This is a genomic window from [Phormidium] sp. LEGE 05292, assembly GCF_015207735.1.
Taxonomy (GTDB): Bacteria; Cyanobacteriota; Cyanobacteriia; order Cyanobacteriales; family Aerosakkonemataceae; genus Floridanema.
Genome location: NZ_JADEWG010000002.1, coordinates 26495 through 39153 on the forward strand (window position 1 = coordinate 26495; position 12659 = coordinate 39153).

20 protein-coding genes are annotated in these 12659 nt (G+C 41.7%); 4 read left to right on the forward strand and 16 right to left on the reverse strand.

Annotated elements, in window-relative coordinates; all coding sequences use genetic code 11:
* Positions 1-55: 55 nt before the first annotated feature.
* Positions 56-598 carry a PadR family transcriptional regulator gene (locus tag IQ264_RS00965; protein ID WP_193977705.1) on the reverse strand — a complete coding sequence of 181 codons (543 nt, stop codon included), beginning with the start codon at positions 596-598 and terminating at the stop codon, positions 56-58.
* Between the two features lie 128 nt (positions 599-726).
* Between IQ264_RS00965 and IQ264_RS00970 the strand changes: the two genes are divergently transcribed.
* Together IQ264_RS00970 and IQ264_RS00975 are read left to right on the forward strand one after the other, a co-directional pair.
* On the forward strand, positions 727-1620 hold the full coding sequence (locus IQ264_RS00970; RefSeq protein WP_193977707.1) for a pirin family protein: 894 nt from the start codon (positions 727-729) through the stop codon (positions 1618-1620).
* Complete coding sequence (locus IQ264_RS00975) at positions 1613-2029, forward strand: hypothetical protein (RefSeq protein ID WP_193977709.1); 417 nt, start codon at positions 1613-1615, stop codon at positions 2027-2029. The genes IQ264_RS00970 and IQ264_RS00975 overlap by 8 nt, the downstream gene beginning before the upstream one ends.
* Positions 2030-2123: 94 nt before the next feature.
* Here IQ264_RS00975 and IQ264_RS00980 read toward each other — a convergent pair whose 3' ends face one another.
* The 4 genes from IQ264_RS00980 to IQ264_RS00995 all read right to left on the reverse strand — a co-directional run bounded on the left by IQ264_RS00980 (position 2124) and on the right by IQ264_RS00995 (position 4504).
* Complete coding sequence (locus IQ264_RS00980) at positions 2124-2744, reverse strand: DNA-3-methyladenine glycosylase family protein (protein ID WP_193977711.1); 621 nt, start codon at positions 2742-2744, stop codon at positions 2124-2126.
* Positions 2745-2773: 29 nt separating this feature from the next.
* The gene (locus IQ264_RS00985; protein ID WP_193977712.1) at positions 2774-3496 is read right to left on the reverse strand and encodes a pentapeptide repeat-containing protein; all 723 of its coding nucleotides are present in this window, start codon (positions 3494-3496) and stop codon (positions 2774-2776) included.
* 170 nt (positions 3497-3666) lie between these two features.
* Positions 3667-4089 carry a DUF1348 family protein gene (locus IQ264_RS00990; protein ID WP_193977714.1) on the reverse strand — a complete coding sequence of 141 codons (423 nt, stop codon included), beginning with the start codon at positions 4087-4089 and terminating at the stop codon, positions 3667-3669.
* Between the two features lie 37 nt (positions 4090-4126).
* On the reverse strand, positions 4127-4504 hold the full coding sequence (locus IQ264_RS00995) for a hypothetical protein (protein WP_228061198.1): 378 nt from the start codon (positions 4502-4504) through the stop codon (positions 4127-4129).
* A 68-nt stretch (positions 4505-4572) separates the two neighbouring features.
* On the opposite strand from IQ264_RS00995, the gene IQ264_RS01000 reads away from it, so the two are divergent.
* Together IQ264_RS01000 and IQ264_RS01005 are read left to right on the forward strand one after the other, a co-directional pair.
* Positions 4573-4980, forward strand: a complete 408-nt coding sequence (locus tag IQ264_RS01000) for a TetR/AcrR family transcriptional regulator (RefSeq protein ID WP_193977977.1) — start codon at positions 4573-4575, stop codon at positions 4978-4980.
* A gap of 43 nt (positions 4981-5023) precedes the next feature.
* Entirely contained in the window at positions 5024-5353 is a 330-nt protein-coding gene (locus tag IQ264_RS01005) for an arylamine N-acetyltransferase (protein WP_228061199.1), read from the forward strand.
* A gap of 199 nt (positions 5354-5552) precedes the next feature.
* Here the strand turns inward: IQ264_RS01005 and IQ264_RS01010 are convergent, their stop codons facing one another.
* The 11 genes from IQ264_RS01010 to IQ264_RS01060 all read right to left on the reverse strand — a co-directional run bounded on the left by IQ264_RS01010 (position 5553) and on the right by IQ264_RS01060 (position 12627).
* Positions 5553-6020 carry an NAD(P)-dependent oxidoreductase gene (locus IQ264_RS01010; RefSeq protein WP_193977718.1) on the reverse strand — a complete coding sequence of 156 codons (468 nt, stop codon included), beginning with the start codon at positions 6018-6020 and terminating at the stop codon, positions 5553-5555.
* Positions 6021-6318: 298 nt separating this feature from the next.
* Positions 6319-8454: a DNA translocase FtsK gene (locus tag IQ264_RS01015; RefSeq protein WP_193977720.1), complete on the reverse strand. Its 2136-nt coding sequence runs from the start codon at positions 8452-8454 to the stop codon at positions 6319-6321.
* A 111-nt stretch (positions 8455-8565) separates the two neighbouring features.
* The gene (locus IQ264_RS01020) at positions 8566-8862 is read right to left on the reverse strand and encodes a hypothetical protein (protein WP_193977722.1); all 297 of its coding nucleotides are present in this window, start codon (positions 8860-8862) and stop codon (positions 8566-8568) included.
* Positions 8863-8903: 41 nt separating this feature from the next.
* The gene (locus tag IQ264_RS01025; protein WP_193977724.1) at positions 8904-9221 is read right to left on the reverse strand and encodes a hypothetical protein; all 318 of its coding nucleotides are present in this window, start codon (positions 9219-9221) and stop codon (positions 8904-8906) included.
* Between the two features lie 234 nt (positions 9222-9455).
* Entirely contained in the window at positions 9456-9821 is a 366-nt protein-coding gene (locus IQ264_RS01030; protein WP_193977726.1) for a hypothetical protein, read from the reverse strand.
* A complete protein-coding gene (locus tag IQ264_RS01035; protein ID WP_193977728.1) occupies positions 9808-10041 on the reverse strand; it encodes a hypothetical protein in 234 nt (77 codons plus the stop codon). The genes IQ264_RS01030 and IQ264_RS01035 overlap by 14 nt, the downstream gene beginning before the upstream one ends.
* A gap of 238 nt (positions 10042-10279) precedes the next feature.
* Complete coding sequence (locus IQ264_RS01040; protein WP_193977730.1) at positions 10280-10792, reverse strand: hypothetical protein; 513 nt, start codon at positions 10790-10792, stop codon at positions 10280-10282.
* Complete coding sequence (locus tag IQ264_RS01045; protein WP_193977732.1) at positions 10755-11189, reverse strand: hypothetical protein; 435 nt, start codon at positions 11187-11189, stop codon at positions 10755-10757. Before IQ264_RS01045 ends, IQ264_RS01040 begins: the two co-directional genes overlap by 38 nt.
* A gap of 259 nt (positions 11190-11448) precedes the next feature.
* Positions 11449-11670, reverse strand: a complete 222-nt coding sequence (locus IQ264_RS01050) for a hypothetical protein (RefSeq protein ID WP_193977734.1) — start codon at positions 11668-11670, stop codon at positions 11449-11451.
* 141 nt (positions 11671-11811) lie between these two features.
* Positions 11812-12129 carry a hypothetical protein gene (locus IQ264_RS01055; protein WP_193977736.1) on the reverse strand — a complete coding sequence of 106 codons (318 nt, stop codon included), beginning with the start codon at positions 12127-12129 and terminating at the stop codon, positions 11812-11814.
* 72 nt (positions 12130-12201) lie between these two features.
* Complete coding sequence (locus tag IQ264_RS01060; protein WP_193977738.1) at positions 12202-12627, reverse strand: hypothetical protein; 426 nt, start codon at positions 12625-12627, stop codon at positions 12202-12204.
* Between the last annotated feature and the right edge of the window lie 32 nt (positions 12628-12659).

The window sequence follows — 12659 nt, forward strand, 5'->3', positions numbered from 1 at the left end:
GATCGCTTCTATTTGTGGATGGGATTACATCATCTTCCCCACTATAAAATTTCTACTATTCAGGTTGGATTCGGACTATTTCTATAGCTTCATCGAGCCAGTCAAGATAAGTTTGTTCTCGCCGCGTTACCAACTCCAGTACCAACTGCTGCAAGAACTCCTCGCGAGATACTTTCGGATCGTTCGAGGAATTAATATCGTGAGCCTTACACTCGTCTAATTTCTTCCGTCTTGCTTCCATTTCTTGCTCCAACAAACGAATAATCGCTTCATTGGGTAGCTGGGCGGCAAAGTAGAGTTGCACCAACAATGGTTCTCGCCAAATTGGTAGGGGTTGATGAGTTCTAAGCCACTGATTCAATTCCTCTTCACCTGTTGGTGTAATGCGGTAGACCTTACGATTGGGGCGATCGTACTGAACTTCCACCGTGCAGGTAATCCAACCTTGCACCTCTATTTTGTCCAACGTGCGATAAATCTGTGCGAGATCTGCTGGCCACAGATGTGCTATGCAGTCATCAAAGCACTCACTTTTCAAGTCGTAACCAGTCCGCTCCTGTTGCTGAAGTAGACCGAGAATAACGTAGGCAAGAGACATAGACGGTTTACCGAACTCTCAAGGAATACAAGCCCTACTCATCAAGTTTATATACTCCTATGTTAATATATGATTAATCAGATATAAGACAAATGATATAAAAAATCTGATTCCCAGGAGGCAATAGTATGACCGTGCTTTCTCAAACGCTGCGAACCGTTGCCGGAATCATCAATAGCGTTGAAACCTTAGAAGGAGAAGGGTTCCTAGTACGTCGTCCCTTCCCTAAAAGCAGCTTTTCACAGTTCGATCCCTTTCTTCTCCTCGATGAATTGGGTCCCATTAACCTCAAACCCGGTCAGGCAAAAGGCGCACCAGATCATCCCCATCGGGGCTTTGAAACCGTCACTTACGTTTTGGATGGGCAGTTGGAACACAAAGATTCCTTCGGGCATACAGGAATGCTAAATCCGGGCGACGTGCAGTGGATGACGGCAGGGGCAGGGGTGGTGCATTCAGAAATGCCTTCAGCAGAATTTACTCGTACAGGTGGACGGCTACATGGGATTCAACTGTGGGTCAACCTGCCACAACGGGACAAAACGATCGCGCCGAGGTATCAAGAAATTGGCGCGGCTCAAATTCCGGTAGCTCAAAGCGAAGATGGATCTGTAACGGTGCGTGCGATCGCTGGAGAAGCGTTAGGAGCTTTGGCTGTAATTGAAACCCGCACGCCGATTATTTATTTGCACTTCACGCTGCAACCCGGTGCATCGATCGTCCAAAGAGTACCGAAAGAATACAACGCTTTTGCATATATATTGGATGGTTCTGGTTTGTTCGGCACCGAACAAGAACCCGGTAATGATGGGCAGATGGTAATGTTCGCACCAGATGGGGATGAGGTTGTAATTGCTAACCCTGCTGATGCTCCACAACCGCTCGATTTACTACTGATTGCCGGAGTACCGTTGAATGAACCAGTAGTGCGCTACGGGCCTTTCGTGATGAATACGGAAGCCGAAATTTTGCAAGCACTCGAAGACTACCAAACAGGAAGGATGGGACGAATTAATGGTTAACACACTTATTCAACGCATTCTTCAACATCAATTTTTGAGCAACTTACGCATTAAATTACTGCATTTGCACAAAATGTTGTTGAACGTTGAGCGTATAACTTACGAGCAAGTGCGAGGAAATGTTTCTCGTGGGGAACTGCTACAGCTGGTAATTAATCACGATCGATTTGCCTGGTTACATCAACTTTCCCAACTAATTTTGCAAATCGATAATTTGCTCAATGCTGATGAGCCTGTGACAGAGGAAGCGATCGCCACTCTCATTACTGATGTTCGGACTTTGCTTGCACCAAACGAATGGGGGAATGATTTTGCAATCAAGTATGATGCAGCTCTGCAACGTAGTCCTGATGTGGTATTAGCCCATGCTGATGTTGTCAAGCTAATAACGTCAGACTTTCAGCCATAAATTGATTCAGTTCGTCTTGGTTAAACCCAATTTAGACGAACTGTTTCTTTGTTTCTTCCAAAACCTCATCACCCACTTTCATTTCCAGCCATCCTCAAACTGGCTCTAATTCCAGACTACGCCACAAATACCAGGAAGCAATACTGCAATAAGGCTTCCACCTTCTTCCGAAGCGTTCTGTAGCCTTGCGGTCGGGAAGCGCCTCCAGACCGTAGAGTTTCCTCATACCTGCACGCACGCCTAAATCATCCACAGGTAGTACATCCCAGCGCTGGAGACGGAAAATCAGCAGCATCTGCACAGTCCAGCGTCCGACACCTTTGACCCGCGTCAGAGTCTTAATAATCGCCTCATCGTCCAACAATTCCAACTCTTCAAGCGTAGGCAATCCCTCATTGATATGACGTGCTAAGTCTTTGAGGTAAGAGATTTTAGGACGCGAAATACCCACGCGACGGAGAACTTCATCCGGCGTGTCCAAGACATCTCGTGCCGAAGGAAACTCATTATCAGGATACAGCTGGAGAAATCTTTGGTGGATAACCTTAGCTACCTTAGTAGAAAGTTGTTGATGAAGAATCGATCGACATAGGCAAAAGAACAAATCTCCCTCCAGTTGATGCCGATCCAATTGACATACACCAACTCGGTCAATAAGTCTTCCCAGGATAGGGTCGCAATTTTTGAGAAAGTCGATCGCGATGGAGTAATTCATCGACACACTATCAGCTTGCTCCATACATCTCAACTCGATCGGGAAAGCAACTGCTCTTGCGTTAACTTAGCCCCAGTTAAGTTAGCTCCACTTAAAATAGCTTCATCAAGAATAGCTCCTCTTAGATCGGCAAAGCTCAGATTCGCACCTGTTAAATCTGCCCCCTGAAGGCAAGCATCATTCAAGGAAGCCTTGAAAAAATTAGCTCCTCTTAGGTTAGCTTGACTGAGGTTTGCTCTTATCAACAAACTTCTATACAGGGAAGCCTGACTCAGATTGACTTTACTTAAAGAAGCATCGCTCAAATCTGCTCCAGTTAAGTCCACTCCAGTCAGATTTGCTCGACTCAACTCAGCAAAATTCAATTTCACGTAAGTTAAGTTGCATTGGCTTAACTCTTCTGAGCAAAGCACAGCACACCTCAAGTTAGCGTTAGCGAAATTCCTTTCACCAACTGCGTATCGCCTCAAAAGTTCATCCTTACTCAATCTAGCTAACAGGACAGTCGAAGCTCCTTGATAGCACCAAGATGCTCCTACCAAGTTAGCGGCTGTATTAACAGCTACTTCGTCAGATGAAGGCATCACAATACTGTTGCAACCATCCCATTCACCACCGAGCATAAATGCAATGTCACGAGCAGCATTGGCACAGTCAAACAATAAAACATCTCTGGTATGCTCTGAGAGTAAATTCCTACCCATTAATTGGTTTAGGGCTGAAGACAATCTTGTTTGTAACGGGTTTTTCATGATGATTTTTTTTGAAATAAATAACTAGCCTTCTGGGAACTAGCCATATTTCCAAATTGTGCCTGATGCCAACCAATATATCCGTATGAACTCTCTACTTAACGAGTAGGGATTTCCGCTTGGGTAGGTCTTATATTTTCCAACAGTTGAAGTCAATGATATTTCTTCCGCTAACGTTCCCACCGAAACTTACGTTCCGACTCCCGAATCGGCAGATCGTTGATACTAGCTTCCCGCCGTTGCATCAATCCATTAGGTGCAAATTCCCACTGTTCGTTACCATAAGCGCGATACCACTGACCGGAATCGGTGTGATATTCATATTCAAATTTAACCGAGATGCGATTATCAGTGAAACTCCATAGCTCTTTTTTCAATCGATAATCCAGTTCTGTATTCCATTTCCGGGTAAGAAATTCGCGAATCTTTTCCCTTCCGGTGAAAAATTCGGTACGATTTCGCCAAACTGAATCTTCCGTATAAGCTAAGGCAACTCGTTCGGGGTCGCGAGTATTCCAGGCATCCTCAGCTGCTTGCACTTTCGCTCTAGCGGTTTCTAAAGTAAACGGAGGTAAAGGCGGTCTAGTTTCCATTTGATATTTTTCCTAATTAAAATTGTAAATTATAGGATTATTCAGATTGTGGCGATCGCTCACTCAACTGCTGTTCTAACTGTGCAATCCGAGCTTGTAAAGGAGCTATCATTTCTTGGACTTCGCTAACAGAATAGCGGATGGGAATATGTTGGGGACAATTTTCGCTGATTGCTTCTACGTGGAAAATAATTGCCCGTTCTACTTGAGCAGAATAATTAGGTATTCTTAACCGTTCGATTAATGCAGTATCGCCTTCTACATATTCGGCACGTCCCCAAATTTTTAGCCGTTTGCGGTGACGGTAATCCATTAGAAACAGGAATGCTTTATCATTACCGGAGAGATTACCTACCGTGATGTATTGCACATTTCCCGAAAAGTCAGAGAAGCCTAAAGTCTTTTCGTCCAACACCTTTAAAAACCCAGGTGAACCCCCACGAAATTGAATTTTACCATCACTTTCCAGGGGGAAAGGATGAAATGGTCGAAACAGTGTTGGATTATTTGGAACGATGGTCGAGGGAAAATATCTTGCCAGCACTTCAGGGTGAAGGAGATGCCTTGACGAAATTGACGCGAATGTGCTTACGTTTAAACGAACTTTATGAAGGGGGAGAGCAACCTTGTTTATTTGCTATTTTGCAGTTGGGTTCGGCTAGAGATGTATTTCACGCCAAAGTCAAAGTTTTACTTCAAGCTTGGATTGATGCGATCGCGAATGTATTAGTTGAATCTGGTCTAAAAGAGGAACTTGCTTTGCAACGGGGAGAAGATGCGGCAATTGCTATTCAAGGCTCATTAATTTTATCGCTTGGTTTGGACGATCCGGCTCCTTTTAAACGCGCGATCGCGCAATTACCAACACAACTCACTTCACACGATTTCTAAATCAAAAGTTTGGCTTTTCCATCTAAATCAACGAGTTCCCCTATTGTACAACTCATTTATACTCGCTATATCTGCACTTAATGAGCAACAAATTCCCGACTATGAAGTGAGCAATTGGTATGTTTCAACTCACCCAAATTCGCTGTTCGTTACCTCGCTCATAGCAGCTAAACCCGCTCTCCATTGTCGTTATGCACTCCGAAATAATCAATTAACTGTGCATTATTTAGATGGCCGATTAGAACGGCATATTCTTTCAAAAGCAGCTGAATTACGTGCTGTACTTGAGGATGTTTTTTGTTTGAATTTAGAAGCGCTTCCAGATCTAAATCGTGCGCTGCAACAGGTAGTAGAGGGATTTGATGGCAAATGATAATTTATTATCTCAGATCGAGCGCTCAGTCAATTCTCTACAACCCTTGCATGGAGATGCCAATGCTTCTAATTTAATTCCCACGGTAAGCTAAGAAACTGCGATGGCTGGAATTGGCAATATGTGGCATCTTCGTCTAGAGGATTTTGCGGCTCTGTGTTGAGTTTTGCTTGGTAGCGAACATTTCAAAGTATTTCAATTAATAAGTTTCGGGGATGAGGGCGATCGCAAGTGTCTGAGGCTTTGGCGATCGCCCTAAGTTTGATACTCTGTAAGCGGCAACTGCTTCGGGACGACCGAACACGGGTACTGCCAGGTAAGTAGCGCCTTGTTCCTCGTGAGCAGCTGCTAATTTGACGGCAGTAGCTGGAGCGATCGTACTCATGGATATATGAATGCCTCCAGCCCCTAACTGGCTCAAAATACCATTTTCTCCCTGTATGACAGCTTCTAGTACTGAGTCGTTGGCCAGGATAGTGAATACTATTCCTCCCGGTTCGATGACATCTGCTGGGCGAGATACCAGTTGAGCACCTTTGTCTATTAAGGGTTGGGCTTTTTCGGGAGTGCGGTTATACACTCGCAGCTTGTAGCCTGATTCAATCAGGTTAAGACCTAATGGTAGACCCATATTTCCCACGCCAATCAAGCCGAGCGTTTCACTCATAATGTTTTTCCTGCTGCCAACGACACAGTTCTAAGTTAATTTGCGGTGAGTCTAATTCACTTTGACGATGAGAGCGGAATGCTTTCTTTCAGTAAATATTTAATTTAAACCATTCTTTATCACAATGCGCTTCCTACTTTCTGCATAAGCAACTATGCTTAGCCAAGATTTCAGTTAAATATAAATAATTTACCCAATTTGGAATGTCGTTTCATTTGTATAAAACCCTTCCACGAGTAATCCCTGTTGAAAGATATGGGAAGTTAAGTTTTTCATAAAATACGTTCAAATTTATTTTTTAAGGAACCGGACTATTATTCCACAAAGGCTTAAACCTATCAATAAACTCTTTTTCCCGGCGTTCAATCTCATTACAAACCTCCCAACCAATCCCAGGTTTTTTCCCCTCCACCAATAACTGTTCGATTTGATTTTCTCGATGATGTTCTGGATACTTCAAAGAATTAAACCGAAGCTTGAGATTAGTAGTACAGCCAACATAATACAATTCATAGTCTTCATCAAACACGAAATAAACACACTGCACCTCTGGCAACTTTCCCTTCTCTTGCCATTTCAAATACTTAAGACCTCGCAGAAACACTTCTCTCTCATCCAACATTTCTGCTTCCGCCCACATTTTATCATAAGTAGCTTCCGCCTCCTTATACTGCGGCCCTCCACCCCGTTCCAACTTCCAAGCCACCCGAATCGTTTTTATCTTGCCCCACTCCCTCCTTTTCATAGCTCTAAATAGCAGCATATTTTCCGCTCTTTTTCTCCCCTTAAACAAGGGAACATTTTGAGGTAATTCTCCCTTCTCATACTGGTCGAGTATGTTCTCAGACCATTGAACGTTCGGAACGTTCTGAGATGTTCTCAACGTTCCACCCTTGTTCTGAGCCTGTTCCGAGCTTTTCAGCAATTGTTCTGGATGTTCTCGACGTTCTGTATTCTGTTCTGCTTTAACCTGAGTTACAGTATCTTTAGAACCCTCGACATTCTCCACATTTTTAAACACGGCATTCCAATCATCAACCAAAAGCCCTTGCAATCTTTCTCGCTTATTAGTCTTACAAATTAAATCTCCCTTACCCAGCAATAAGTGAGCGATTGGCGGTGGGTCTAAAGCAACTAAAGAAGCCACAATCGAATCCACTCTTAAGCCAATTTTTACTGGTAAATTAGCCTTGATAATTGACGATACCACTCGTTCCAATGGATGCTGCGTTCCTAAAAATAAATGAATCCCTGCTTCTCTAGCTTTCTGTCCCAATCTTTCAATACTTTCTTCTAAAGCTTTCTTCGATTTACTTTCAGCAACAAAATCAGCATATTCATCAAACAACACCAAAATAATTGGCATCGAATATCCAGCTTGCTGATATTGGTTAATATTTCCTACACCAACTTGCTCGAATTGTCTATATCGCTTCTCCATTTCATCCACTAATGACTGCATGAACGAGATAGTTTCATCCTTATCTTTCAATATCGGTCTAAGTAACCAAGGAATCCCTTCAAACTTACTAAACTTACTGCGTTTGGGGTCAATTAAAGCTAACTTGACTTGCACTGGTAAATAATTGCTTATGACAAAAGCGATAACTGAATAAAACCATTCAGTCTTACCGCTACCAGTCATTCCCACTACCAGTCCATGACAAGTTTCTGGTTCTTGTAAATCTATCTCTACCAATTGACCTTCTAAATTAACCCCAACTGGAATTGTCAGTTTACTTTTATCGGCTTTTTTATATTGAGAAAATAGTACGAATTGTCTATCCTGTCTGGGTACATCAATCGAAATATAGCCCGACTGCGACATGATAATCGGAGTATCTGGTAGCCCTACTCCCACCTTTAAATCTTCGGCTAAATCTTGAATTTTATTAAACTTTATCTTCGGTTGGGGTTTGACTTTATAGCGAATAAAAGTCGGACTGACAATTTCACCCACAAAAGAGACTGGTGCATCAAATTCGGCTAATGAACTAATAATCGCCTCAGCAATATTATTCTGATTAGATTCTTGTTCTTCTCTTGAAGGCAGTTGCCTTATATTTTCCTGGGTTATCGTTTCACCAACAACAGGTACGTAATATTGTCTATCAATGATTTCTTGTCCAGTTACTACTGCCCCCAAAGCATTGCAATAGACTGTCGCCCGTGCTTTTTCATTAGCATTTCGATATGGCGTTTTCTTCCACAAACTCAACGAAGTGCAAATAGCAGAGGCACCTAAAATACTACCTGCACTAAAACAGGCTATTTTAGCAATATTATTACCATTCCAACCGATTTGAGAAATCGGAAAGAAAAGTGATGCCCCCAAACAAGTAGCAACACCAACTAATTGCAAACCACAACGGTGCCACTCTTCTCTATCATTTTGTGTGTTGAATAATTGCCAAAGTTGTGTTGGTCCTTTCATTTTTTGGTAGTAGGTAGTGGGTAGTAGGTAGTAGGTAATAGGTAAGAGATAATAAGTAACAGGTAATATATAATAATCAATCTTTCTCACTACCTACTACCCACTACCCAATTAAAACCAAACCCAAATAATACCGATTAATGCAGAAACTCCTAACAATCCCAGTAGCAGAATCAAAGCGCTAGGACTACTTTTAGTTAGTTGGGATATTGTATTGGGAACTAACGTGATAATAACCATCCCAATTAATATCAGGAAAACGATTAAGCCTTGAATTGCCAAACTGACGATAGTAATTCGACTGGGGAAAGCAGAAATTCGCAGAATCGAATGCAGTAGCGAGAAAATAGACCAGCCTGTTAGGAAGCAGGCGGTGAAGAATAGAAAACCAGGATGGATAAAAGACATGAAGGAAAATGGAGAGGCAGGAAGCAGGCGAGAGAAAAGAATTAGCTAATCTTCAGACCAAATAAAGAAAACTCTTGCATGAATTGATTCGAGTATTCTTTAACAGCTTGTTCTGCTTGCTTGTCAGCTTGTTTAGCTTTCGACAGTGCTTCAGCGTGTTTGACTGCCAGTGGGCCTAATGCTTGAATTGCCTTTGCGTCCGCACTCGCTTCCATCGTCGCGGCTTTCCCGTGTTGTACCTGGGCTGCCCTCCAAGCGACGTGGTTTTGAGCAGAAGCGATCGCGATATCCGATAATGCTTTATACCCTCGTTTGGTATACTTGACCGTTTTTTTCGATTCTTTCGCCTGTACAGCCAATGATTTCGCCTCGTCTTCACTAAAAGTACGTTTGGCTGGTAGCCTGTCTCCAAAGTAGTTTTCTGAAAAATAACCCATTTAGTTAGAACCCCTGCAAAAATTGATTCGTCATTAGTCATTAGTCATTAGTTATTGGTCATTGGTCATTGGTCAAAAGCTATTGATACGCATCGTTTTATTTAAATTCCAAAGAACTCAAATAATTACTAATAACCAATGACTAATGACCAATGACTAAATTCCCGAAGAAGCCAAACACTTTTTGAAGTTAAAAATTGCCGTTTGAGTCTGCTTTAACTCTTTAGTAATTTGAGCATTTTGAGTTTGCAGCAATTTGTTCTGTGCTTGCAAGGTTTGGTTCTGCTTATTCATCAAAGAGATTTGATTCGCCATCATCTGCAAACCCAAACAGAAACCAAATCCTAAAATTACTAGCAATCCCAACACCAAAAAGATAGGTTTGGCATTAGTATTACTCGGACTGATGTTAGTAGCAATTGGCGTGGAAGTGCAGTCGCAAGGTACGAAAGCTTCCGAACGTAGCAACACTCCCGGATACAAAGCAGTAGCCTGTATTCTTTGAAATTCATCTTGTTCCATGAAAGCCTCCTTCGTTTAGTCGGGCTAACTTTTGTTGGACTAATAATTCAGCCAGTTCGATATCGATTCGACTCGGCGCAGTAGGACAGAATTGTTCGTTGGATAGCACTACGTAGTCGCTAGAATATTTGCTTTTTACAAATACCCAATCGCTACTGTTTTCGTACCTAGTTTCGTTCAAGATTTTGACAATTTCTTGGCCAGTTAACTGTTGTTTCATTTTCTATCAATCCACCTTAGAATTAGTGTCGCTAATCTTTCTCCCCTGCTCCCCTGCACCTTTCACGGCATAGAAAGGTAAGGAAAATCCCAGCAATCAGAAGAATTGGGAGGTAAATTTTTCAGTTGATTAAATAGATTCACCAATTTTCGCCACATTATTTGTTGTTCTCCCTGACTGAATTGCTGGGTTGATAGTTCTTTTCTGAGAACTTGAATTTCCTTAAGGATGCTAATTTCTAGTTCTCGAATATCCCGAAGTTCATCTGTGATGGTAGTAAGCCTATCGTCTCCACTTCTACCATCAACAATGGAGGTTTTTTTTCGGTAGCTTCAGGTAAAAAGTTGGTCAAAATTCCTTCTAAGTCAATTTGACCGTAAGAAAAATTTCGTAGTTTGTCCAAATCTTCAATTATCTTCTTGGTAGATTGCACTGTTCCCTGTTTCAAACCAAGCGCATAACCGATTTGTACGCCTGCATTAATGTCAGCTATCTCTTTCATCCCTTTGACGATACCAGCCTTAATTCTTGCTTCGGTAGCTGACTTGTCTGCTTCTACTAATTGCTGGGCAATCTCTGCATATTGGCTACTTATCTGACTGGATAGTTCTTCATTAGAACTATCCTCATAATTGGGTTTTTTAGCCTTTTTGTTCTGAGTGTTCCGAACGTTATGGGCGTTCCGAATCACTTCTTCAATCTTTTGTTGAGTTTCAGAATTTACTGGTGCTTGTCCGTTGTTGGTACTCATTTTTTAACTCCTGAAATTGTTTTTCTAGGTCAATACCCTCTAATAGAAGCGCTTGTTCTGCTAATCCTGCATCCTTCAAAGCGATATAAGTTTTACGAGTATGGGTGCGTTCTCCCAGATGTTGAGAAATTCCCAATCTTAACCACAAATGCAAGCCGAGAACATCTTTTACTTGACTCCAAGACAGAATCTTCTCTTCATAGCGAGAGTATCGAAAGTATCCCAAGGCTTTTAAGTGCGCGTTAATGGTATCTCTCGTGTTTATCCCTAGCAATTTCCTCAACGTTAAAACGTTTATTCCAGCTTCTGTCCTCGGAACGGGTAAGGATACAGTTTGGCGAATATAGCGTCGAGGTGTTGGCAAGTTTTGGGATGTTTGTTGTCGAGAAGTAGACATATAATAAGCATAAAAAAACCGCTCGGTAGCGGGGAGGGTCACATTCACCTAAACAGGTTATTATGACCCTTGATTTTGGTAATTCAAAATGCAAAATTCAAAATTTAAAAAAAAGAAATTATTTTGAATTGTTTAATTAAGGATACAAGCCCCGGTTTAAAAACATGGAAAAGGAAAAAGCGCTCTTCAACATTATTCAAGCCCCTGGCTTTAAATTGATGGTCTTAATTTTGAATTTTGAATTTTGAATTTTGAATTATTAAAGATTTTGGTTATTTAATCTGGCTGCTATTTCGCCAAAATGTAAGCAAATATTAGGCTTCGGTTCTACATATTTTCTGGTATCTTGGTCGGCTAGATAATGCTTTAATGTTTCGATGGGTATACCAGATAACCTGTGCATCTGGTATACGGAAAAGTTGTATTTTCTCCGGAATTCTTTGGGATGAATTGGGTCAGGATTTTTGGGTAGTTTGGACATGGTAGTTTTCTCCTACAATAATGCCCCAGGCGTTAACCAAGGGGGTAAATTCGGTATTTAGCTTAAGTGGCGGCAAACTCTTGCTTTATCGCAGCATTCGGGTATCTTCTGGCTTGGCTAGAAACTTTTCATCAAATCTGCTTAAAATAAGCTTAGTTGACCTTCATTTATGCAAGAGTCCCAATCTAATTCTGTTTTAACGATTAGTTGCTTAAGCTGCTCTATTTCCTTATTGATATCGCAGTCTTCACTGTCGTTATAATCTTTGGAAAAGAGCGCCCCATCCGTAATAGCATCGATGACGTAGTGCCAATTACCTATTAACCAATCGCCCACCGCTTCTAAGTGTTGATTAACACAGAATTCTTCTTCTTCACCGCAGTAACAAAATCCATCAGCAATCAGCGCTTCTGCTACAGCTATCGCTTTTCCTTTTAACCAACACGGTAAGTCTGTCATAGTTTTTGTTTCCTTTCATGCTTCATCACTAAGGTGTCATTCTCAACGCTTTTATTCATGGTTATTTGCTACCTATAAAGGTATGCCAAGTAATTGCTGGACTTCTGTCTTGCCGATATGTTTCCATTGAGGATTGCTGGCTTTTAGTTTGATTGGTTGAATTGCACGCTGGTTAGGGAAAGGATAGTGGCAACCCCAATCAAATTCAACTAAACTAAATGATTCAACAAACAGAGAGCTTCTGCCATTATTTTGTTCTGGATAATGTTCTATCCAGATTGTTTTTTTGACATCGAGTTCATATTGGTATGCCACGAGGGTAGCTATTCCCTCTGCCATGTTGGTAACAGATGTACCTTCGTTTGTTTCGCTCTCGCTAACTATTACGATTGTTTGTTCGGGCAGAAAATATATTCTGACCCGACAATGGCTCTCACAATTGTAATAGCCAGGGTAGTCAAGAATCTTGTCCTCAAGAAGAATTGCTGCTTTTAGCATGATTTTGCACGCTTTAGGTTCAATTTTTGAAA